The following is a 21,373-nucleotide window of genomic DNA, read 5'->3' as shown; positions in this document are numbered from 1 at the left end:
CGCAAGACCTGCGACGCGCCGCTACTGCCCGACCTCAAATCCGAAGCCGGGTACCACTGTTCCTAACGAAGGAGCTCATCTATGCGATTTACCAGAACGCGTGCCGCTGTAACCCTGATTGGGTTGACGGTCGCAGGGGTGGCGAGCAATGCGGCTACCGCGGGGGCCGTCACGCCGGGTCAGCAAGTGGCCGCCGTCAGCGGCACAGCCGGCCAGGTGTCCTGGCACACGCCAGCGATGCCAAGCCGGCACGTGAAGATGACCAATAGCGCAACCGGTCGTGATGCGGCGACGATCATTACGCTCGCCGACAAGAACGCTCCCTCGTCGTACGACTTTGCGCTTACGCTGCCTGGCAAGAGCACCGCGTCAGTCCAGCCCGATGGCAGTGTCGCGGTCGTTACCGCGGGTCGGCCGGTCGGAGCATTTCTGCCGCCCTGGGCCAAGGACGCCAATGGTAAGGCGCTGCCAACCCACTTCACCGTGAACGGTGCGACGCTGACCCAACAGATCGACACCGCTGGGGCGGCCTACCCGATCACGGCGGATCCGCACTACACCTGGGGCTGGATTTCAGGCACCGTGTACTTCAACAAGACCGAGACTCGGTCCATCGCAGTCGCCGGTTCTGGCGCTGCCGCGTTCGGTTTCCCTGTGGGTGGCGCGTTCTCGGCATTGGCCAACATCGCTATGTTGGCGGGTAAGTGCGTCAAGGCGAAGTGGTACGGCGGAACGTCGATCACGCAATTCGGTGTCTACGGCGGCAAAGAGGGCGGCGGGTACTGCAGGTGAATTGGGGCGACGCCTTCGACTTCTTCATAATCGGGAATTCGCTGGCAGGTGTCGGCGTGTGGGCGCGCCGTTCGCATGACTCCTGGGGCATGTCCCGACTAAGAGTTCGAATGGCTGTCGCGGCACTCGGGGTGGCCATCGCGTGCGTTGTAGCGTTCGCCATCTTCGAGGGATGGTCGCAAGGACTGGGAGTGACGGCGGGTATCGCCGTAGGAATCCCCTTATGGCTATGGCGCGATCGATGGCTAGCACGGCGCACCAATCGTCGTTGATCTAACAGCGACAAACAATCGCGGTAGGGAGGCTGACCCGTACCGGCCAAACCTTGGCCGGTGCGGGTTAGCTCATTTGTGAAGTCTCATGCGGTTCCGCGACTTGAGCCGCGTGCGCGCGTTGCGAGAGAGGCGACGTCTGGTCCGATGCCATCAACCTGCGGAAGGCCACGACCATGAGCGCCGCGACCGGCATCGCGATCAGGAACCGCACGAGCGCAGTCTCGATGGACATGGTTCCGCTCACGAACGCAGACCACAGGGCTGTTGAACTCAGTACGGTGGCCAGCACCAGGACCGGAATTCGAAACATGGTGACTCCCAATAACATTTCGGAAAGCGGAATCAGGCCGTCGCCTGGTGACGCGAGGTGTTTGGCAGCGCGCTGAATAGCAGACTCGACCAGGCGAACGTTGTCGCCGGCCGACCATCGAGAAGGGCAATGGGCAGCCCTAAGTCCCAGACCGTAGCCGGACTACTGCTCAGTCTGGCCGAATGCACGGCCAGCGCGGTGATGCCGTCGAAGCGAGCCAGTCGTTCGTGTTCGTCGGCAGTTTTCCGACTCGCATCGACGAGAAGCCAAGCTGCGTCAGGCTGAAGCGACTCCAGGACCTCTGCTGCCCAAACGTCGGCCGGATCCCCCTCCACGGCATCTGTAGCGATGACAACTATCGACGGGACCAGGGTGGTGCGGAGATCGGATCGCAGCAACCGAGCTTCAGCCGGTCCAGTAATAGTCTTTGTGAAGCTGGAGTCTGCCCGATCCAGGCTGGCAAGATCCTCGGCTGGGTGTCCGTTGATTCCCGCGATCCATACGTCGGATCGGGGGAGCCGGAGCGCTGCTGCGACAGTGTGCGCCGCTCGAAGCGCCGGGGTGAGTTCTCCAACGAGCGCGATTATCTGGCCCGGCTCCGATGGGAGATCGGGAGTGGGCGGCAGTTGCGACAAGACCTCGTCCATCGCTTGAAATATCGTGTGGGCCTCGATCTTGGGATTGATGCTGACTGGAACACCTACTTCGCGCAGTTGCATCAAGACGTCAAGACGGCTCCGAGCCGGTGAGGTCGGCATCGTGGTGACGCTCGCGAGTGGCCTGACCTTTTCGGCCTGTCGAAGCGGTGCCGCATTGGACGTCGGCGCCTGGCTCGGCGCCGAGGCTGCGGTGTACAGACCTGCGACGCTATGAAGATTTGTGGGGTCCACCACGGGAGCAGCGGCCTCTTCGGATGGCTCCTCGGCGCGGTGGCGCGCCCGTACCTCGGTCCGAACGGAAGCCGCACGCCGGGACCTGATCGGCTCGGCCGGCGAGCCGGTACGCAAGGATTCGCCCGCGCGACGAACCTTCGGTGCATCTGCTGAATGTGCGGGGGCTGCGTGTGCGGGCCGGTCAGCGACTGCGGAGTGTGCTGGCCGTAGCACCTGAGCCGAGTGCATCGGCGCTATCGGCGTGGCCGAATCCGCGGTACTCGCATCATCTTCAAGCGCTGCGTTGAGTACCTGGGCGAAGTCGTCGCGTTCGGATGCTTCTTTGGCATCAGCCGCGGCCAACAGCTGGCCGAGCGGCCCGAGATCGGCGGTGTCCTCGGGTGACCAAATGGCTTCACCGTGCTGACCGCCCGCAAGTGCGGAACCACTCGCGACTGCCTCTGCCGATCCTCCAACCGGGCCCTCAACGAAGCCCCCGGCGGCAGCTGAGGACGACTGCGACGCAGACACGGTGTAGGCGATTCGGTGCACCTCGCGTGCGAAGAATCCACCGACGCCACCGCGTCGAACACTATCTTGATAGACGATCGTGGCTGCGTCACCATGTTCGGCGTGCAGAGCCGCGATCATCGCGTTCAAATCAGTTCCTTCAGACAGTAACGGCGCGGCCATCACTGATCACCCCCACAGTATCGACGATTGCTGCATTGCTGGAAATTTCGTTATAGGACATAACTGGAAGATCGATTGCCGACGCCGCGATCAGGCGGCGCAACGGCAGCCGAATCTGCGGTGCGCAGACGAGAACCGGGCGGATACCCTTGTCCACCGCGCGCTGATGCTGCAGCGCGACCGAGGTGATCAGGGCTTCTACGAGCTCAGGACCAGGCAGAAGCTGGACACCACTATCCATTGGTCGGGCCGACTCGAGCAGGCTCTGCTGCAGGCGTGGCTCGAGCGTGAGCACTTGTAGTTTGCCGTCCTGTAGGTAGGCAGCCGTGATCGAGGGTGCCAAGGCCAGACGTGCAGCCTCGACCAACCGGTCTGGGTCCGTACTGGCCTTGGCGGCAACTGAAAGCGCCTCGAACACCCTGACCAGGTCACGGATCGAGACGTTCTCCTCGAGCAAGGCATGCAGCACTCGCTGGACCTCGCCCAGCGTCAGTAGCGCGGGGGTTAGATCTTCCACGACCACGGGATGGCTTTGTTTCAAGGACTTGGTGAGCGCGGAAACTTCTTCTCGACCCAGCAGGCGGCCGGCGTGGGTGCGCACGGTCTCGGAAAGGTGCGTGATGATCACCGAGGACCTGTCCACCACCGTTGCGCCGAGCAACTCGGCCTGGGCTCGTAGTTCGAGGCCAATCCATTTGCCACGCAGGCCAAATACGGGTTCGCGGCCTTCGACGCCGGGGAGGTTCTCGAGGCCGTCGCCGATTGCTAGCACCGTCGCGGTGGGTGCCTGGCCGCGTGCGACTTCAACGCCGTTGACGAGGATTGCATAGGTAGAGGCGGGTAAATCGAGGTTGTCGCGGGTACGTACCGGCGGCATCACCACACCCAGCTCGAGGGCTAGTTTCCGTCTCAGCGCCCGTACCCTGTCAAGCAGGTCCGCGCCCGGCCCGTCGACGAGTGAGACCATGTCGGCCGCGAGGGCGAGTTCGAGCGGGTCCACTGCCAGATCGTTCATGATCGCTTCGGGGCTGTCCGGAGTCTGGGTCGGGGCAGGCATCGCGGTTGCCGCCGCTGCGGCGTCGCCGATCTCTTTCGCCTTGACCCGTTGGGCGATTATGAGAAGCCCAGCACCGACGAGGAGGAACGGCAGCTTGGGCAGGCCCGGTACTAGGCACAGGCTCAGCGCGGCGCCGCCGGCGATTTGCAGGGCGCGCTTCTGGCTACCCAGCTGGGCCGCGACGACAGTACCCATGTCGTCGGAATCAGAAGCCCTGGTCACGATCAAACCGGTTGCAACCGACAGCAGCAACGCCGGGATCTGTGACACCAGCCCGTCTCCGACAGAGAGCAGGCTGTACTTGCTGATGGCCTCGGTAACCGACAGGTGGTTCTGCAAAATGCCAATGGCGATACCACCGATGAGGTTCACGATGGTGATGATGATCGCCGCAATCGCGTCGCCCTTGACGAACTTCGAAGCCCCGTCCATGGACCCGTAGAAGTCTGCCTCGGCTGTGACATCTGCACGGCGTCGGCGAGCCTCTTTGTCGTCGATCTGGCCGGAGTTGAGGTCGGCATCGATGGCCATTTGCTTGCCAGGCATCGCGTCGAGGGTGAAGCGGGCTCCGACCTCTGCGACTCGGCCCGCGCCATTGGTGATCACGACGAACTGGATGACAAGGAGGATGGCGAAGATAACTAGCCCGATGATCAACGAGCCGCTGATCACGATATGGCCGAATGCATCGATTACCTTGCCGGCGTAGCCATGGCTAAGCACGTTCCGGGTCGCCGAGATGTTCAGGGCCAGACGGAAGAGCGTGCACACCAGCAAGAGCGACGGGAACGACGAGAAGTCCAGCGGTCGGGGTACGTACATGCTGACCAGGACGATCAGCAGGGCAGTGGTGATGTTCAGCGCAATCAGAAAATCGAGAATCGAAGCGGGGACGGGAACAACCATCATCAGAATGATGGCCACGACGCCCACGGGCACCGCGAACTGGCTCAACTTCTTCGGATTCACGACACCTTCAACGGAGAGGACGACGGCGGACACTTCGGATATGGACACATCGGGATCTGAGATGCGGCCGATTCCGTGGCTGCGCTGGTCGCCTTCCTGGCAATAGTTCTGTTCGGCACTCTTGGGCGTGACCTGAGCGTTCTACCGGAAAGTGATCACCGAAATTCCTCAGGTAATCCTTCGTCGCGGCCGAAAAGAAGAGTAAGGAACCGCAACCGCAGATGAGCCGAGGGAGCTGACATGGTCACCGAAGTAGATCGACGCTCCCACGAATTGACTGCGCTCGATCGTTGCGACCGCTGTTCTGCCCGGGCCGTCGTCGAGACCGTAATGCTGGGTGGGGGCGCCCTACTGTGGTGTGCCCACCACTTCGTAGCCTACGAGGATGCGCTCAATGGCCTGGGCGCGCGCATAGTCAGTGACCTGCGCACGGCCGAAGTCCCCTAAGCTCGAATTCGAATATGCTCCGCCCCGGCGAAGCTGACCAGCTCACACCCGCGCCGTCATCTTGTGCACGCCGGCCACCGATCCACGACGCTTCAGGCGCATCACGAATGCCAGAATCGTGGCGACACCCTGATACAGCTCAGCTGGAATCTCGTGCCCGATCTCGCAGGTCGCAAAGAGGGTTCGAGCCAGCGGGACGTCTTCGACCATCGGCACCCGGTGTTCTTCGGCAAGTTCGCGGATCCTGGCCGCGACATGATCGGCACCTTTAGCGACCACCCGGGGAGCCCCGCGCTCCGCATCGTATTTCAAAGCGACGGAAACGTGCGTCGGGTTGACGACCACCACATCCGCGCTGGGTACGTCGGCCATCATGCGTCCACGGCTGATGGCCAGAGCCCGAGCGCGGATTGCGCCTTTGAGGTGCGGGTCGCCATCGCTTTGCTTCATCTCCTGCTTCAGCTCTTCTTTGGTCATCTTCAGCTGTTTGTTGTTGCGGCGCCGCACGACAGCCACGTCAGCAAATGCAAGCAGGATTCCGGCCGCCGCGCCCCATCGGATGACATTGAGGGCCGCGCCGGTCGTCGACTGCAGCACCGCGTTGAGAGGCAGAGCGCCCGCCCCCATCAACGTGGGAACAAGATTGCGCACGGCTAGATAGGTCACGGCCGACAGCACTGCCATCTTTCCGAGAGCCTTGGTCAGCGACCACAGACCCTGGGTCCCGAACATCCTTTTGAGACCGTGAAAGGGATTGAGCCGAGAGAACTTCGGCATCAGCAGTTTCGGTGCGATGTGGAAGCCGCCCTGCAGCCCGGAGGACGCTACGGATGAGAAAATGACGAGCGCGGCCAATGGTGCAACCGCAAGGGCGCCGTGCAATACCGCCGTACGCGCCACACCCATGGCGGTGGACACCTGCGGATCGTTGATGATTCCGGTGACTTGGATCATGGTTGTCTGGGCGTTGGACATCAGTGATCGGACGACCATCGGCAATAGGTAGCTCGCGGCCAAAATCGATACCCACGAGCCGAGTTCGGCCGAATGCCCGATCTGACCGTCCCGACGAGCCTTCTTGAGCTTGCGCGGAGTCGCCTTTTCGGTACGTTCACCCGCAGGTTTGCTCGCCATCAGGTACCGCCGACAGTCATGACGAGGCGACTCGCATCGTTGGCGATCTGGGTTATCACCTGCGGCATGAGCGAAAAGCTGAGGCCAACGAGTCCGAGAGTAAGCATGATTTTCAGCGGAAAGCTCATCTGGAAAACATTCAGCTGAGGTGAGATGCGGCTCAGAACGCCGAGTGCGAGGTCGGCGATGAAAAGCACGGCGATGAGCGGCGCTGCGATCTGAAGCGCGGCGATGAACATGCTGGTCATGCCGTGAGCCGCTGCGGATCCGATGTGAGACATGTCAACGTTGCCATCGAGCGGCATGGTGGTAAAGGTTCGCAGAAAACCTTGTAGAACCACCAGATGCGCGCTACTGGCAAACATCAGCGTCGTGGCGAGCATGCCGTAGAACTTGCCGAAGATGGAGGTGTTCGTCGCAGACAACGGGTCATAGGCGAAGGCGAGAGAAAAGCCACCGAACAGATCGATCAGCGATCCGGCAGATTCGACGGCACTGAAAAGCAGGCGAGTGAGAAAGCCGAGAGCGCCACCGATTACGATCTGCAGTACCGCGCTCGTTACCAGCGGTCCCAACTCTGCGGCCGGCGCATGTGGTGTCGCCGTCGCAAGGACCGAGAGTGAAAGCACCACGGCGAGCATTCCCCGCAACGTACGAGGATTCCGCCGGTAGCGAAGGGGGGAGCGACCATCAACCACGCTGTGATTCGAGTCGTGCAAAGCAGCAACGCGACAAGCGTCGCTGAGCTCAGCTGGATGTTCATCGCTCGATCGTGGCTTCGGCTTGGTGGAGTCAGCTGTTGAGCAGGCTCGGCAGCTCGGCAAAGAGCTGTTGGGTGAAGGTGATCATCGAGTGCATCATCCAGCTACCGCTCAGCAGCAACGCCACTCCGACGCCGATTGCCTTGGGAACGAAGGCCAAGGTGACCTCCTGAATCTGTGTCGCCGATTGGAACAGCGAGACGGCGAATCCGATGATCAGGGCGGTCAGTAGAATTGGTGCGGCCAGCTCGAAGGCGATCATCATGGCACGCATTCCCAAGTGAACGATTGCGGTGTCGGTCATTGTGCGATGCTCCTGTGTCGGGATGAGTGCCTGGGCGGCGAAGACCAAGTTGTCGGGATGAGTGCCTGGGCGGCGAAGACCAACGTGTCGGGTGAGGCAGCTAGGTCTGATAACTGTGGACGAGAGCGGTGATGATCAGTCCCCAGCCGTCAACCAGCACGAACAGCAGGAGCTTGAAGGGCAGCGAGACGGACACCGGCGGCAACATCATCATGCCGAGCGACATGAGTGACGACGAGACCACCATGTCGATGATCAGAAAGGGTATGTAGATCACGAAGCCGATGATCATCGCTGATCGCAACTCCGACAGCACGAAGGCCGGGATGATTGTTGTGAGGTCGAGCTTGTCCGGTGTTGGCGGATTAGGCAGATGCCCAGCGCGCAGCATCAACGCAATTTCCTCAGTACGGGTGTGTTGCAGCATGAACTGTCGTAGCGGGGCAATGCCATCGTGATAGGCCACAGCCTGCGACTTCGTTCCCTTCAGGTAAGGCTGAATTCCCGCCGCGTTAACGGCCTTTACGGTGGGTGCCATGATGAAGAGACTCAGAAACAGTGACAGACCCGCGAGAACCTGATTCGGTGGAACGCCGGTGAGGCCCAACGCGTTTCGAGTGAGCGACAGCACCATGAAGATCTTGGTGAAGCTGGTCATCAGCAGGATGATCGACGGCGCTACTGACAGCACCGTGAGCAACAGCAGCACGGTCACGGAGTTGCTGGGCTTTGGGTCGACGTTGACCGAAACGGTGCCTGAGTTTGCCACGTCCCCTGCTGGCGCTGCGGGACTCGCCGGCGCAACGGGTGCGGACGGCCCGGCTACAGGCGCCAAGAGTGGGACGAGCCGGTCAGACATCGAGGTCGATGCAGGTAAGGACGTCAGCGCCGATTCCGATGCTGCCGCTTCGGCATGCGGTGCCAGCATCGCGCTGACGACGATTGCGGCAAGGCAGCCAAGCACCGTGATCGCGAAGAGTCGAAGTGCGCAGAGCGTGCGCGGAGCAGGCGTCGAATGTGTTTGAGGCGTCGCCGCGTGACCAATGGCTGGTGCACTCATCGGCGCACCGTCACGTCGCGGGCAGCGTTAACCAGCTGAGACCAGGTCTTGGGAGAGAGGATTGAGCCGTCCAAGGCATGGCGGGCGGCCACGTCGCCGCCGGTGCCCGCCGATTCCGCAGCTGGAGCAGCTGGAGCAGCTGGAGCAGCTGGAGTAGCTGGAGCAACGTTTGTCTGCAGCGCCTGCATCTCCGGCAATGCCGAGGTCGATGATGTCAAGGCTGGAAGCAGGACATGATGCTCTGAGATCTGGTTCGCGGCGATCTCCGGCGCTGACCTGAAATTCAGTCGTTTGATTGGCTTCGGTCGCTCGGCGACCAGGGCTTCCTCGACGCCGGTTAGGTCGGTTTCAGTCAGAAGACGCACCCCTTGATCAGTGATGCCGACAATCAATGCTCGATCCATCACTTTGAGCACCGCAACAGAAGCGTTGCGATTGAGCTGCTTACGGGCCAGCACATCGATGACTCGATCGTTCTTGCCAGTCAGTGGTCGGCGGGCGAATTTCGCCAGCGCCCACATGAGGCCGAGCACAATCCCGAGGGCCAGAAACATCCGGCCGACCAGTTCGACACCGTTCACAGCGGGCCTGGAGAGGTCGCCTCTGTTGACACGATCTCGGTAATGCGCAGGCCGAAGTTCTCATCGACGACGACGACTTCGCCCCGGGCGATCAGATGACCGTTCACGAGCAGATCTGCCGGCGCGCCGGCAGCACGGTCCAATTCGATTACCGCTCCATCCGACAGACTCAGTAACTCACTGACCGTCATGCGAGTACTGCCGATCTGAGCGGTGACCTCCATGGCCACGTCACGTAACATCTCCAGCCCGTGTCGGGCCACCGGGGTCGGGGAGAAGGCGCGCACCGATCCGGACGCCTGAGCGTCGAGTTCGGAGCGGGTCGGGTATGCCGGCGTCATCGGCGCGGCTGCTCCACTGTTGACGTCAATGGCCGAAACCTCATCAACCGTGACCATGAGCCCGACGAGTGCGCGGATCTGCCCGTTGTTAGTGAGCGGGACGACCGCTGAACGTTCTTTGCTGAGCAACGCATCCAGGGCCGGGCCGAGCGTCAGCGCCTGGCCGGGACCGATGACGACGTTGCCCACGGTCGCGGCCGCGGCGTTGAGAGCGGGCGCCAGCGCGGCGGTGATGTCGAGAGCGCCGAGCGGGGAATTCTGCAATGCGTCGGCAATCGATTGTTCAACGGCCACCAGCACTTCACCGCTGTAGTCGCCGGTGAAGCGTGCCGAGACGGCCACGCCGGAGAAGGCCAGAGGAGTGGCGTACTCGATCGGCGAGCCCAGCAGCAGCGCGTCGGCGATGGGAACATTGGCCATCGCAGCCGTGGCGGCCAGTTCGGCCGCGACGGTGATAGTAGCGATGTTCGTCACGATTTCTCCTTAGGTGATGCGACGATGAGGCCCGCGAGCCTGCTGCCTGAGCGGCCCGGCAAGGCATGCGCGAATGTGATTCCGCCGGCCTCTACCGCCAGTGGTGCGGTTACACGGTGATTGAGCGGCACGACATCGCCGGGCTCGAGATTAACGAGTTCGTTCGGGGTCAGCTTGAGGGAGCGGAATTGGACCGTGACCTGTATCGGTGCGCCGCTGAGGGCTTCGCGCATTTTGGACGCGGATTCCTTGGCAGCCAGTTGTTCAGCGGCGGTCGTCGGCTTGCGATCGCTTTTGGTTTGCAGCCGCGGCATGATCGAGCCCAGCGGTAGGCAGACGGTGGCAAGACATACCTGGTTACCGACCTGCATCTCGAAGGACCCGACGACGAAGGCTTCACTTGCACTGGCAGCCTGCAAGAACTGAGGGCTGTATTCGACCGCCCCGAGAGCGGGTGCGATACCGGTTGGTTCCAACGCGTAGCGCAACACCCCGAGCATCTGCTCGATGAGGCCGCGCAACAAAGGCGTCTCAAGATCAGTCAAGGGCCGCGTGGGCTGCTCACCACCGGGGCCACCGAGCAGATAGTCCACACAGGCCAGGGCCGTCGGCACCGAGAACTCGAGGATGCCGATGCCGGGGAGGGGATCGATATCGAGCACAGAGAGGATCGTGGTCTGGGACAACCCTGCTACGTACTCTTCATAGGTTTGCTGCTCGATCGCGACCAGATTGACCTGGCAGACCTGGCGCAAGCCTGTGGTGAGCTGAGTGCTCAGCCTGCGGGCGAAGGTCTCATAGCTCATCTGGAGAGCTCGAGTATGGTCGCGCGACAGTTTTGTCGGTCGACGGAAATCGTAAGCGTTTGCAACGCCAGGGGAGGACCGCCGAAGCAGCGCCGAACCTTGGTTGGCATGGGGAGAGCCGCTCGAAGTCACATGTCACTGTTCGGCGGCGAACGGACGGACCTGAGCCGTGTGAGTTGTCGATCTTGGGTCTGGCAGGTGGCTACTGCATGACGAACTCCGTGTAGAAGACGTCCAGGATCTTCTTCGGATAGATTTTTTGTAGTTTCGTGAGTAGCTCCTTCTTCGCCTTGTCGCGAGCTGCGTCGCCGGTCAACGAGGCTTCGGTTCGGTTGCTGTACTCGTCGATGACGGCCTGGATTCCTTCAGTTACTTCGAGTTCCTCGCTCGTTCCTTTGGTGGTTTGGAGCGAGAGCTTCAGGCGGAGAAAATGACTGCCGGCCAGGTTGAGGGTGAGTTCATCCATCGCTATGACCGGCCCCGGAGCCGGTTTCGCAGCCGCCCCGGTCTTAGCCGGTGCGAGCACTGTGAATTTCGCCGCTGCGCCGACCAGCAACAGAAGTACGACGACGATGATGATCTTCTTCTTCTTTGACTTGTTGTCGCCTGCGCCATCGCCGCCGTCGCTGCCCCTGACGGACTTGCCGGATTTGCCTTTCTTGGCTTCGGCACGCGTGACCGAATTTGCAATACGTGCGGGGCGACCATCGGTGAGGGTCATGTCTGCTCCTTCGGTGAGTGGCGGTCGTGGATCGGGTTGGGGCGGAGGTGCCGGTCAGTCAGATCAGTTGGGCGTATCGGTCAAAGCCTTGCCGAGAGTGGCGAGCTGCGCTGTCGAACCCGCCGGTAGCTTGCTCAGCACCACGATGTCCACTCGGCGGTTGCGGGTAATCGATCGCGGATCACTCGGTGGTATCAGCGGTCGTTGGTCGGAATAGCCGACCGCGCTGAGCCGGGATGCTGAGATCGATTCGTTCTGGATCAGGAACCGTACGACTGACGAGGCTCGAGCCGAAGAGAGCTCCCAACCGCTCGGGTACGGATCGGTGCTCACGTTCTGTTGGTTCGTGTGACCGTCCACCTGCAACTGGTTGTCGATGGTGCGCAGCGGTACGGCAACGGCACCCATGATCGTCTTGCCTTGGTTCTCCAAAGCTGCGCTGTTGCCTGCGAAAACCAACTCGTCGGTGACTATCGTGACGACCAAACCTCGTTCATCGACGCTGAACAGCGCGCTGCCATCGAGGCCGTGGGCGTGCAGCGATGTCTGGATCGCAGCTTTGATCCTGGCGAACTCGTCGACTTCCCGCTGCGCGGCAGTGGTGTCCGCCGGAACGGTGCTGCTCTGCTGGGCCTGCTGTTGAGAGGTCTGCGGGATCGTGATGTTGTTCGGTCCGACTATTTGCTGCTGGGACGAGACCGATTCGCCGCCGACGATGCCACTGCCGGCGGTCAGGACCGAGGGTTGTCCGTTCTTGAACGCCGTGGCCAAGCCGCTTTTGAGTTCGGCAAACTTCGAGGTGTTAACTTGCGAGATCGCGTACAGGACGATGAAGAGCACAAGCAGCAACGTGAGCATGTCCGCGTAGGTGACCATCCACCTTTCGCTGTTCTCGTGTTCTTCTTCATGTCCCCGGCGACGACCGGCGCGGGCTCTGGCGGCGGAACTCATCTACGCCACGTCCTTCTCGTCTTGCGGCTTGATCGTTGCGCGTGGGAGCAAGCTGTGCAGTTTCTGCTCGACCAGGCGCGGGTTCGATCCAGCTTGAATCGAAAGAATCCCCTCGATCACGACCTCCATCTGATCGCACTCAGCCTCGCTGAGCCGCTTGAGGCGGTTTCCGACCGGCAGGAAGAAGACGTTGGCGCTCATGACGCCCCATAGCGTGGCCACGAACGCGCTGGCAATCTCGGCACCGAGTTTTGACGGTGCGGAGAGGTGCCCGAGGACCTTGACGAGGCCGAGTACGGTGCCGATGATGCCGATCGTCGGTGAATAGCCACCCATGTCGGCGAACAACTTTGCCGCGGCTCGGTCCGAGGCACGTTTGGTATCGACTTCGGCAGTGAGGATCAGCGCGACTTCCTCGGCGTCGGTACCGTCGATTGCAAGCTGAAGTCCACGCCGGAGAAAATCGTCTTCGATTTGATTGACCTCGTCCTCGAGGGCAAGCAGCCCCTCGCGGCGGGCTCGCCCGGCTAGGCCGATCAAGATCTCCACCGAGGTGTCGGGGTTGGTGGCCTTCGCCGTGAACGCGCGGATCAGCTGTTTGGGCAGCGTTTTCGCATCACGCAGGAGCCCGCCGGCGATAGCAGCTCCGATGGTGCCCAGAAAAACCAGCACCATTGGAGCGGGCAGGAAGATCGAGGCAATGTTGCCGCCCTCCATCGTCACCGAGCCGACGATCGCAACGAGCGCGAGGACGACGCCGATGATCAGCGCGGGGTCCATCAGGCTTCCTTGGTGCGGATCGGCACAACAGCGTTGTCGCTGTTGGAATCGCGGCTGGAGACCTCATGCAGACGTTGCGTCGCGCTGGCAAGCCCGTGTGCGATTCCGTGCGTGCTGCCGTGCGGGCTGCCCTGAGTTCCGCTGGTGCGGACCCGGTCTGAATCGCTTTCCACGACCATGTCTTCGGCCATCGCAATGATCCTGGCCCGGTGGTCGCGAATGGCATCGGTGAGCTCGACCAGCGACTCACATACCAGGTACTTGTTTCCGTTGACCATGGTTACCACGGTGTCCGGCGTGGCCTCGGCGCGCTCGATGAGGTCAGGATTGAGAGCGAATTGCGGCCCGCTCAGCCGACGCAGGATTATCAACGGATCCGTCCAAGGTTTAGGTTAGGACCCATCCGTGGGTCCTCCTTGCTGTACTCATCGGCAAATCCGCCGGTGAGCTGAGGCCGCAAGCGACTTATGTGCTTGCTGCGTACTGCTTGGAAACTGTGGTGATTGTGACGCGAGCGCCAAGCGCACCTGCCGCCGGCTCGCAGGTGGATGCCGAGCCGGCCGGGCGCGTTTGGAAACCTCGTGAGACTAGTTCTTCATGTTGACGAGGGTCTGAAGAACCTCGTCAGAGGTGGTGATGACTCGTGAGTTGGCCTGGAAACCCCGCTCGCTGATGATGAGGTTCGTAAGCTCGCCGGCGAGGTCGACGTTTGACATCTCGAGATAACCCGGCGTCAGGCTGCCCCGGCCACCACTGTTGGGCGCTCCGACCTGTGCCAGGCCCGAGTTCGCGGTCTCTTGGTACTGGGTGTCGCCGGCTGCGGCCAGACCGCCCGGGTTGACGAAGGTCGCTACCGCGATTGTGCCTAGGGCAGTGGTGGTGCCTGTCGCGTCTACGCCGTTCACCACACCGTCCGAGCTGATGTTCCAGGAGACATAGGTCCCGCTGTTCAATGCCGATAGGTCAAGGTCACCGCCGGCCGCGCTTTGCAGGATCGAACCATCAGGCGCGGTCAGGTGACCGGTCTTGTCGAGCTGGAATGATCCTGCCCGGGTGTAGTTCAGCTGGCCGTCGTTCTTGACCTGGAAGAATCCGTCGCCGTTGATGAGCAGATCTGAGGTGCGGCCAGTGTACTGGTTCGAGCCCTGGGTGAAGTTGGATTCCGTCGCGCCGAGCGAGACTCCGAGTCCGACCTGCAGCGGGTTCGTGCCACCTTGGGTGGCGTTGGGAGCACCAGCTCCGGCAATGGTTTGGCTCAAGGTCGACTCGAATACCGATGACGAGCTCTTGAAGCCGGTCGTGTTGACGTTGGCAATGTTGTTCGAGGCGATGTCGAGCATTTGCTGGTGGGCACGCAGGCCCGAGATGCCGGTGAACAGTGAGCGCAACATGATTTCTCCTTCGGGGGAATGATGGTCGTGTGGTTGGGCGGTCGTGGGGTGTCGGGTTGACGACTTCGGGGCATGGGCCCGCCGGAAGCGTGTGGCTACGGGGCGCTCGTGGCGAAGACCTGCTGTATCTGGGTCAATGCGACATCGGTGGTGCCGATTCGCAGGCTAGGCGGGACGTTGGAGATCGTCGCCGACGTGACCTCGCCAGTCACCGGGTGTCCGGCCGAATCGAGGTACGTCACCGTCCGGCCAACCATGCCGCTGGCGGTTTGCGCCTGCTGCGTGTTGAGCATGTCCTGGGTCGCCTTGGCGTTTGCCTCCATTGTCTGTACCTGAGTCAGCGTCGCCGTCTCGTTCATGAACTCCGAGGTATCGACCGGCTTGCTGGGATCCTGGTACTGCAACTGAGCCACCAGGAGCTGGAGGAATTCCTTCGAGTCCAGCTGGGTATTGTCAGTCGAGCTGGCGGCGGTGTCCGCCGACGGAAGGACTGGCGTCGGAGTCGCGGGCAGGCCCGAGGTAATCGGGGTGGTCATCGTAATGCTCCATTCATAGCCATCGGTCGATTCCGGTCATTGACGAGTCGGACGGCCCGATCGAGCCGGACAGGCCCGATCGGCGGGGATCGGTCAGCACGTTGGCTGACTCTTGGTGCTGGCCAGCCCCAGAACCGCGGCCGGGCGGGAAGGTGCCAGGCTGGCCGCCTTGGCCCGCGAAAGCATCCGCGGTACCGGAGTCGAGAGAAATACCGGCTCCAGCGAGCCCAACTGCTGCCAGATCGCCCCGCAGTTCCGGGAGTGCCGAACGGATGGCTTCTCTCGCCGCGTCGTTGCCACCGGCGATCGAAATGCTCATGTCGCCGCCATGCAGACGGAGTTCGACGGTAACTTGACCCAGATCAGCAGGATGCAGGTCCAACAACAAGCGATGTACGCCGTCACCTCGGGCGCGCATCTCGAGCACAGGCGCGCTCAGTTGCTGGGTCATGGGCAGGGCCGATGTGCCTGTTGGATAGGGGCTGCGCGGGTTCTGATATTGGGTGGTTACGGCTGGGTCTACTGCGAAGCTCGCCTTTTCGGTCTGACTATTCTGAGCGCCCGCGTGAGTGGTCAGCGCTGTGATCGCTGCCGCGTTGCCGATATGGGCGGCGGTCCCGATAGCCGTCACGTTCGAGGCTGTTGCGGATGAGTTGAAGGTTCCGCTGGCCTGGTCGGTGTCTGTTCCCGAAGCAGAAACCGGATTGGAGGCCGTACGTCGCGCTGCGGACCGAGGTGTGCCGGCTATGCCGGTTGTCGGAGCCCCCGTTTCGGCTGGGTGCAGCAGGGAATCATCAGGGCCAACCATCGTCGTAGCTGCGGAGCCCTCGCTAGGCGCGGCGATGCGAGCTGCATCGCCCGCCTGGATTCCAGCCAGACCGGCAGGGTTGGCCCCGGGCTGTTCAGTACCGGGGGCGGAGCCGAGCGATTGCGACGCGCCCGACTGGGACGGGTGAACATTGAGCCCGTCAGCCGCAAGCCCGTCAGCCGCGAGGCCGCCAGCCGGAAGCCCTAGCGCGGCCGTTTCGTTTGATACGAGTGCGGCGGGTGCCGCTTCGCTGAGACCAGATGCACTCACCGCGACCGTCGCCGCGACACGAGAAGTGGCGTTGCCTGGGTCGCGCGAGAGCGCGGCGCCGCCACCCGTTGCTGAATTGCCCGTCGACGAATCGCCCGTTATTGATAGGCCTGATCGCGTCAGCTCGTCCAGCTGGACCGTTGGTGTCAGCGGCACGATTGCCACGGCATTGATCTGCTGTGCCGTCAACGCCGTCGCGGCGGTCGATGCTGCTTGTGATTCTGCCCCCGCCGAATCGTCCTGCGCGCCCGAACGTAGCGGCCTATGTGTAACGCCAGTCGCCGGCGCTCCCGGGCCGTCGTGAGCGGCGACCATCCCAGGTGCTGAATCAGCGGTAGCCGGATCAGAACCGCTGTCAGCACGACCCTCATCGCGCTGAGAGATGTCGGCTAGCGTCGTTGCAAAGGTCGAACTCGATTCGACGGTGGACCCGTCGTCGGAAGAAGACCCGTCAGTCGAGCCGCTGGTGCCTGAGCAGCCAGAAGTCGCTGCTGCTGTGCCCGGTGATCCAAATGCGAAGGTCCCGGCGATCGAGGTGTTCATTGCCAGTGTCCCCATCACGCCATCCCCATCAGGCCGGTGATCTTGGCAACGTAGTTCTGCGTTTCAGCGAAAGGTGGAACGCCACCGTACTGGTCGACAGCTCCGGGCCCTGCGTTGTAGGCCGCCAGTGCCAGGGGAACCGAACCGTACTTCTTGAGATAGGAGCCGAGCAGCTCGGCAGCGCCGTGAACGGCCTGAGTCGGATCCCACGGATTGACTCCAAGACCGGCAGCGGTGCCCGGCATGAGCTGCATCAGACCTTGGGCGCCGGCAGGGCTGACAGCGCTGGCATTACCACCAGATTCCGTTTGGGCGACGGCCGCGAGCAAACCGCTGGGAAGCTGATATGCCGCCTCGCTCTGGGTGAACAAGTTTGCGTACTGAGCGAGGCTACCGGCTGTCTGAGTCGCCGACGCCCCGGGCGTCGCGAAACCCGTCGTGCTGCCTGAGCCGAGACCGAGGGAGTCCGTCAGCGCACTGAGGCCACCGATCGCGTTCAGCCCGGTTGATGCGACATTTGCTGTATCGGGCGCGACGATGCGCCGAATGCTAGCGGGTGTTTCGTACACGCTCTGGATCTTGACGTTTTCACCGGGTTGCGGTGCGGCGATCATCATGTTGTCGCCGAGGTAGATCGCAACGTGTTCTGCCGGGTTGCCGAAGCCCAGGATGTCGCCAGGCTGCGCATGGGCCAGATCCGGCACTGCCGTCCCGGTCTTGGCCTGGTCCCAACTGAGGCGGGGCAGCTGCACGCCGAGATCCCCGTACGCCCGCTGGACGAGACCGGAACAGTCGATGCCGGCTGAGGTCGTGCCGCCGAAGACGTACGGTACGCCAAGGTACTTCTCCGCAGAGGCCACCACTTGCGAGCCGGTCAGGCCGCCACTGCTGGCTGGGCTGCTCACAGCCGAGGCACTGTTCAGCGCGGCTGCAAAGCTCGTTGCCGCGTTCGTTGCCGCGTTCGTTGCCGTGTTCGTTGCCGTCGGCTTTAGGACCGGCGGTGCAAGCTGCGGAAACTGCGCCTGCAGTTGAGATATGCGTGCGAGTATCGAGCTCACACCGTCAACAGAAGCCGTCATGATCGGCCTGCCTCAGCTGCGCGCGTGAACCGGCTGGTCGTGACGTCGTCGAGGATCCGCTGCGCGGAGATGAGTTCGGTGGCGTGAGCCTCCGCAGCGATTCGTTCACTGAGCTTCTGTACCGACTTGCGTTGTTGTGCGGCGAGGTTGAGCTGTCCCATGCTGGTGTCGAGCCGACCCTTGGCGAAACCGACCCGGTGCTGGGCCGCAGCATGTGTGGCGGCGGCGGCACTTCCTTTGGCAATACCGTGCAGAAAGGTGTGGATACTCCCGTGCTCCGGTAGCGAGAGAGCGTCCAACCGGGCGCGCTGTTCGTCGCTGGCCCGTTCTGCTTCGGACAGTTCACGACGAGCCTGGGCAACCTGCATTGCCGCGTTGTCCTCTGCGGCTTGTCTGGCTCTGAGCATTGTCGGCAACCATCGTTTCGTACTCATCCGGTCACCGCCGGAACTGATGCCAGAGCGGCGGCAAGGTCTTGCCACGCTCCCTCTGCACTGGAGCGCTCGTCCATGTCTTGTTGAAGGAATCGCTCCAGCGCGGGCCACAACGCCAGGGCTCGGTCCGCGCGGGGGTTCGTCCCTGTCACGTAGGCACCGATCTCAACGAGCTCTTTTACGTCCCGGCGAGCAGCCAGTAGTTGACGAGCCTCACGTGCGAGTTGTTGTTGGTCCCGGCTGGTGATTGCCGTCGTGACTCTCGACACCGACTCGAGAACCTCGATGCTCGGAAAGTGGCCGGCGGTGGCGAGCCTGCGGTCGAGCACGATGTGACCGTCAAGGATCGACCGAGCAGTATCAGCAATCGGCTCGTTGTGATCTTCACCCTCGACAAGCACGGTGTAAAGACCAGTGATAGTGCCGGTTTCACCACCACCAGCTCGCTCGAGCAACCGCGGCATCATGGCAAATACCGAGGGCGGGTAGCCGCGAGAAGCCGGCGGCTCACCTGCGGAGAGGCCGATCTCGCGCTGAGCTGTTGCCAAGCGGGTCACTGAATCCATGAGTAGCAGCACGTCCTGCCCGGTGTCGCGAAACCACTCGGCGATCCTCGTTGCCACAAACGCGGCTCGCAGCCGGACCATCGGTGGCTGATCGGAGGTAGCGACGACCACGATCGCGTTCTGCAGTCCGAGGGAGCCAAGGTCGTTCTCGAGAAACTCGCGCACCTCGCGGCCGCGCTCGCCGATCAGAGCGACAACAGTGACTTGTGCGGTGGTGCCGCGGGTGATCATCGACATCAGGCTCGACTTTCCGACACCGGAACCGGCGAAGATGCCCAGACGCTGACCGCGTCCGACCGGTATGAGGGTGTCGATGGCCCGCACGCCGACCGAGAGCGGTCGGTCGACTCGTTGCCGGAGCATCGCCGGCGGCGGCGACTGTTCGACAGTGACAAGGTCCAGCCCGGCCGGAAGGGAGGTCCCGTCCAGTGGCTGGCCCAGACCGTTCAGCACTCGACCCCGCAGGCTCTCGCCGACGGCGATCTGTAGTGGCCCACCGGTATTGGTGGCTCGGACGCCGTTGCCGATGCCGCCGAGCTCGCCCAGCGGCAAGCACGTCGCGACCGCACCGTCGACCGCGACGACCTCAGCCAAGGTCGACTCGCCGAGCCGTAACAGGTCGCCGATCCGGCAGCTCACACCGACGACGGTCACCGAGAGCCCGACCACCTTGGACACCTGGCCGTATCGACGCGGTTGCGCGAGTGCGAGCAACTGCGGCAGCTCGGTCAGCGGGGAAGTTGGGATCATGAGGCGAGCCGTTCGCGAATAAGGCGAAGTCCTTCGGACAGCCGACCATCGATCGTCGTTGCACCAGCACGGACGATCGCGTCGCCGGTACCAAGCGCTGCGTCGGGCTCGAAGGTGATATCCAATCCCCGTGCCTCGGGTATTGACGCAAGCAATGATTCGAAACCGTAACCGGAGAGGTTCTCATACGTACCCGGCGCGATGCGGACGCTGACGGAAGTATCGGGTGGTGCCAGCTTCAGACAGCGGGCCAGTGCCGCCCGTGAGGCCTTGTCGACGTCGCCGAGTTCCTTGCCCAGCAGCGCCTCTGCGATATCGACGGCAGCCTTCAGGATCGTATTTTCCGCTAGTTCTCCCGCACGATCGATCGAGGCGTGCAGCTGGGTGGCGGCTGCGGCGAGTCCCGCAAGCGAGGCACGTAGAGCGGCGTCGGCGGCCTCTCGATGGCGGATGTTGGCCTCGACCGCATCTGCGTTCTCAGCCGACATTGCATCGCGCGCGTCGCGCACGCCCTGAGCCCAGCCTTGGGCATAGCCAACGGCGGAGGCGGAAGTACGGGAACGCTCGACGAACTCCGACGGAATGGTGCTATCAGCCATGAGCTGAAAGTCAGCCAAATCCAGTGCGATGGGCAGGACGTCAGGCAACGAACTCGTCCTCCTGACCACGGCGAACTACGATCTGGCCCTCTTCCTCCAGCGATCGGATGACGCGGACAACTTCGGTCTGAGCTTCTTCGACCGCCTGGACGCGGACCGGGCCAAGCAGTTCTATCTCTTCGCCAAGTGTTATCGCCGCCCGCTCGGACATGTTGTTCATGACCTTGCTCCGCACGCTCGGACTGACGCCCTTGAGGGCAACAGCCAAGTTGGCGACCTCGACCCCGCGAAGTACGAGCTGCACAGCGCGGTCATCGAGATTGATCAGGTCCTCGAAGACGAACATCCGGCTACGAACCTCATCGGCAAGCTCTGGATCCCGCTGCTCGAGGCCCTCGAGAATCAGCTTCTCGGTACCCCGGTCGGCACGGTTGATGATTTCCACCAGCGGCTGGACGCCACCAACCGCAGACAGATCCGCCGGTACCAACATGGTGGACATCCGTCGCTCCAGGCCGGCCTCTACCTGACGGATGACCTCTGGCGACGTCCGGTCCATGGTGGCAATCCGATGGGCAACGTTGGCTTGCAGATCCGAACCAAGCCCGCCGAGGACCTTGGAGGCCAGCGGCGCCGGAATATGAGCCAGCACCAGCGCAATCGTCTGCGGGTGCTCGTCGGAGATAAAGCTCAGCAGCTGGCGCGCATCAGCGTTCTGCAGAAACTTGAACGGCATCTCCAGAGCTGACGAAGAAAGCTTGCCCATGATCTCTCCCGCGCGGCTCTCGCCTACGGCAGCGATCAGCAGCTCGCGAGTCTGTTCCAGGCCGCCCTGTGTGGTGGAACCGCTCGAAGCCAGCACGCCGAACTCGCCGAGCACAGCGGCCGACATCTCGGTGGTGATCTCACCCATTCGGGCGATCTCTGCCGACAGGTCTTCGAGCTCGGACTCGCGAAGTTGTCCTAACACGCGGGCAGAGGAGCGTGGCTCCAGCTGCAACAGCAGGATGGCTGCCTTACGACGGCCCGTCATGCTCCGCAACAGTTCAGCCGAGGTGGCGGCGACCCG

At 62.6% G+C, this 21,373-nt stretch carries 24 protein-coding genes; 2 read left to right on the top strand and 22 right to left on the bottom strand.

Annotated features, from left to right (window positions below):
- Positions 1-81 precede the first annotated feature (81 nt).
- Positions 82-792, top strand: coding sequence for a hypothetical protein (locus ACSMXN_RS19485; protein ID WP_022913986.1), 711 nt, complete (start codon positions 82-84; stop codon positions 790-792).
- 339 nt (positions 793-1,131) lie between these two features.
- On the opposite strand, the gene ACSMXN_RS19480 is transcribed toward ACSMXN_RS19485, so the two are convergent.
- From ACSMXN_RS19480 to flhA, 3 genes are read right to left on the bottom strand one after another with little or no spacing between them, the layout of a single operon-like run.
- Positions 1,132-1,377, bottom strand: coding sequence for a hypothetical protein (locus ACSMXN_RS19480; protein ID WP_022913985.1), 246 nt, complete (start codon positions 1,375-1,377; stop codon positions 1,132-1,134).
- A gap of 32 nt (positions 1,378-1,409) precedes the next feature.
- Entirely contained in the window at positions 1,410-2,909 is a 1,500-nt protein-coding gene (locus tag ACSMXN_RS19475; RefSeq protein WP_196811324.1) for a hypothetical protein, read from the bottom strand.
- A 10-nt stretch (positions 2,910-2,919) separates the two neighbouring features.
- On the bottom strand, positions 2,920-5,016 hold the full coding sequence (gene flhA, locus ACSMXN_RS19470) for a flagellar biosynthesis protein FlhA (RefSeq protein WP_196811323.1): 2,097 nt from the start codon (positions 5,014-5,016) through the stop codon (positions 2,920-2,922).
- Positions 5,017-5,208: 192 nt separating this feature from the next.
- On the opposite strand from flhA, the gene ACSMXN_RS19465 reads away from it, so the two are divergent.
- Complete coding sequence (locus ACSMXN_RS19465; RefSeq protein WP_022913982.1) at positions 5,209-5,415, top strand: DUF7455 domain-containing protein; 207 nt, start codon at positions 5,209-5,211, stop codon at positions 5,413-5,415.
- Positions 5,416-5,457: 42 nt separating this feature from the next.
- On the opposite strand, the gene ACSMXN_RS19460 is transcribed toward ACSMXN_RS19465, so the two are convergent.
- From ACSMXN_RS19460 to fliG, 19 genes are all read right to left on the bottom strand, one after another.
- Positions 5,458-6,549 (bottom strand): EscU/YscU/HrcU family type III secretion system export apparatus switch protein, encoded by a 1,092-nt coding sequence (locus ACSMXN_RS19460; RefSeq protein ID WP_022913981.1) that lies wholly within the window; start codon positions 6,547-6,549, stop codon positions 5,458-5,460.
- Entirely contained in the window at positions 6,549-7,247 is a 699-nt protein-coding gene (locus tag ACSMXN_RS19455; protein WP_455407621.1) for a flagellar biosynthetic protein FliR, read from the bottom strand. The genes ACSMXN_RS19460 and ACSMXN_RS19455 overlap by 1 nt, the downstream gene beginning before the upstream one ends.
- A gap of 94 nt (positions 7,248-7,341) precedes the next feature.
- Positions 7,342-7,614, bottom strand: a complete 273-nt coding sequence (locus tag ACSMXN_RS19450) for a flagellar biosynthetic protein FliQ (RefSeq protein ID WP_022913979.1) — start codon at positions 7,612-7,614, stop codon at positions 7,342-7,344.
- Between the two features lie 100 nt (positions 7,615-7,714).
- The gene (gene fliP / locus ACSMXN_RS19445) at positions 7,715-8,542 is read right to left on the bottom strand and encodes a flagellar type III secretion system pore protein FliP (RefSeq protein ID WP_051148931.1); all 828 of its coding nucleotides are present in this window, start codon (positions 8,540-8,542) and stop codon (positions 7,715-7,717) included.
- Positions 8,543-8,670: 128 nt separating this feature from the next.
- Positions 8,671-9,255, bottom strand: coding sequence for a flagellar biosynthetic protein FliO (locus ACSMXN_RS19440; protein WP_022913977.1), 585 nt, complete (start codon positions 9,253-9,255; stop codon positions 8,671-8,673).
- A complete protein-coding gene (gene fliN / locus ACSMXN_RS19435) occupies positions 9,252-10,070 on the bottom strand; it encodes a flagellar motor switch protein FliN (RefSeq protein ID WP_027139607.1) in 819 nt (272 codons plus the stop codon). The genes ACSMXN_RS19440 and fliN overlap by 4 nt, the downstream gene beginning before the upstream one ends.
- On the bottom strand, positions 10,067-11,008 hold the full coding sequence (locus ACSMXN_RS19430; RefSeq protein ID WP_051148921.1) for a flagellar motor switch protein FliM: 942 nt from the start codon (positions 11,006-11,008) through the stop codon (positions 10,067-10,069). Before ACSMXN_RS19430 ends, fliN begins: the two co-directional genes overlap by 4 nt.
- A 70-nt stretch (positions 11,009-11,078) precedes the next feature.
- Positions 11,079-11,597, bottom strand: coding sequence for a flagellar basal body-associated FliL family protein (locus ACSMXN_RS19425; RefSeq protein WP_022913975.1), 519 nt, complete (start codon positions 11,595-11,597; stop codon positions 11,079-11,081).
- Between the two features lie 63 nt (positions 11,598-11,660).
- Positions 11,661-12,548: a flagellar motor protein MotB gene (locus tag ACSMXN_RS19420; protein ID WP_022913974.1), complete on the bottom strand. Its 888-nt coding sequence runs from the start codon at positions 12,546-12,548 to the stop codon at positions 11,661-11,663.
- Positions 12,549-13,328 (bottom strand): motility protein A, encoded by a 780-nt coding sequence (locus ACSMXN_RS19415; RefSeq protein ID WP_022913973.1) that lies wholly within the window; start codon positions 13,326-13,328, stop codon positions 12,549-12,551.
- Positions 13,328-13,699, bottom strand: a complete 372-nt coding sequence (locus tag ACSMXN_RS19410) for a flagellar FlbD family protein (protein ID WP_022913972.1) — start codon at positions 13,697-13,699, stop codon at positions 13,328-13,330. The genes ACSMXN_RS19415 and ACSMXN_RS19410 overlap by 1 nt, the downstream gene beginning before the upstream one ends.
- 216 nt (positions 13,700-13,915) lie before the next feature.
- Entirely contained in the window at positions 13,916-14,719 is an 804-nt protein-coding gene (locus ACSMXN_RS19405) for a flagellar hook-basal body complex protein (protein ID WP_022913971.1), read from the bottom strand.
- Positions 14,720-14,814: 95 nt separating this feature from the next.
- Positions 14,815-15,255 (bottom strand): flagellar hook capping FlgD N-terminal domain-containing protein, encoded by a 441-nt coding sequence (locus ACSMXN_RS19400; protein WP_022913970.1) that lies wholly within the window; start codon positions 15,253-15,255, stop codon positions 14,815-14,817.
- A gap of 13 nt (positions 15,256-15,268) precedes the next feature.
- On the bottom strand, positions 15,269-16,891 hold the full coding sequence (locus ACSMXN_RS19395) for a flagellar hook-length control protein FliK (RefSeq protein WP_022913969.1): 1,623 nt from the start codon (positions 16,889-16,891) through the stop codon (positions 15,269-15,271).
- Positions 16,891-17,955, bottom strand: coding sequence for a transglycosylase SLT domain-containing protein (locus tag ACSMXN_RS19390; protein ID WP_022913968.1), 1,065 nt, complete (start codon positions 17,953-17,955; stop codon positions 16,891-16,893). Before ACSMXN_RS19390 ends, ACSMXN_RS19395 begins: the two co-directional genes overlap by 1 nt.
- A complete protein-coding gene (locus ACSMXN_RS19385; RefSeq protein WP_155958425.1) occupies positions 17,952-18,389 on the bottom strand; it encodes a hypothetical protein in 438 nt (145 codons plus the stop codon). Before ACSMXN_RS19385 ends, ACSMXN_RS19390 begins: the two co-directional genes overlap by 4 nt.
- Positions 18,386-19,705 (bottom strand): FliI/YscN family ATPase, encoded by a 1,320-nt coding sequence (locus tag ACSMXN_RS19380; RefSeq protein WP_022913966.1) that lies wholly within the window; start codon positions 19,703-19,705, stop codon positions 18,386-18,388. The genes ACSMXN_RS19385 and ACSMXN_RS19380 overlap by 4 nt, the downstream gene beginning before the upstream one ends.
- Entirely contained in the window at positions 19,702-20,304 is a 603-nt protein-coding gene (locus ACSMXN_RS19375; protein ID WP_155958424.1) for a FliH/SctL family protein, read from the bottom strand. Before ACSMXN_RS19375 ends, ACSMXN_RS19380 begins: the two co-directional genes overlap by 4 nt.
- Before the next feature lie 40 nt (positions 20,305-20,344).
- Positions 20,345-21,337 carry a flagellar motor switch protein FliG gene (gene fliG / locus ACSMXN_RS19370; protein WP_027139603.1) on the bottom strand — a complete coding sequence of 331 codons (993 nt, stop codon included), beginning with the start codon at positions 21,335-21,337 and terminating at the stop codon, positions 20,345-20,347.
- Positions 21,338-21,373 lie beyond the last annotated feature (36 nt).

The sequence above is a fragment of the Parajatrophihabitans canadensis genome, assembly GCF_053764775.1.
Note: the sequence above shows the minus strand (reverse complement) of the source record. Positions and strands in the feature narration are given on the sequence as shown.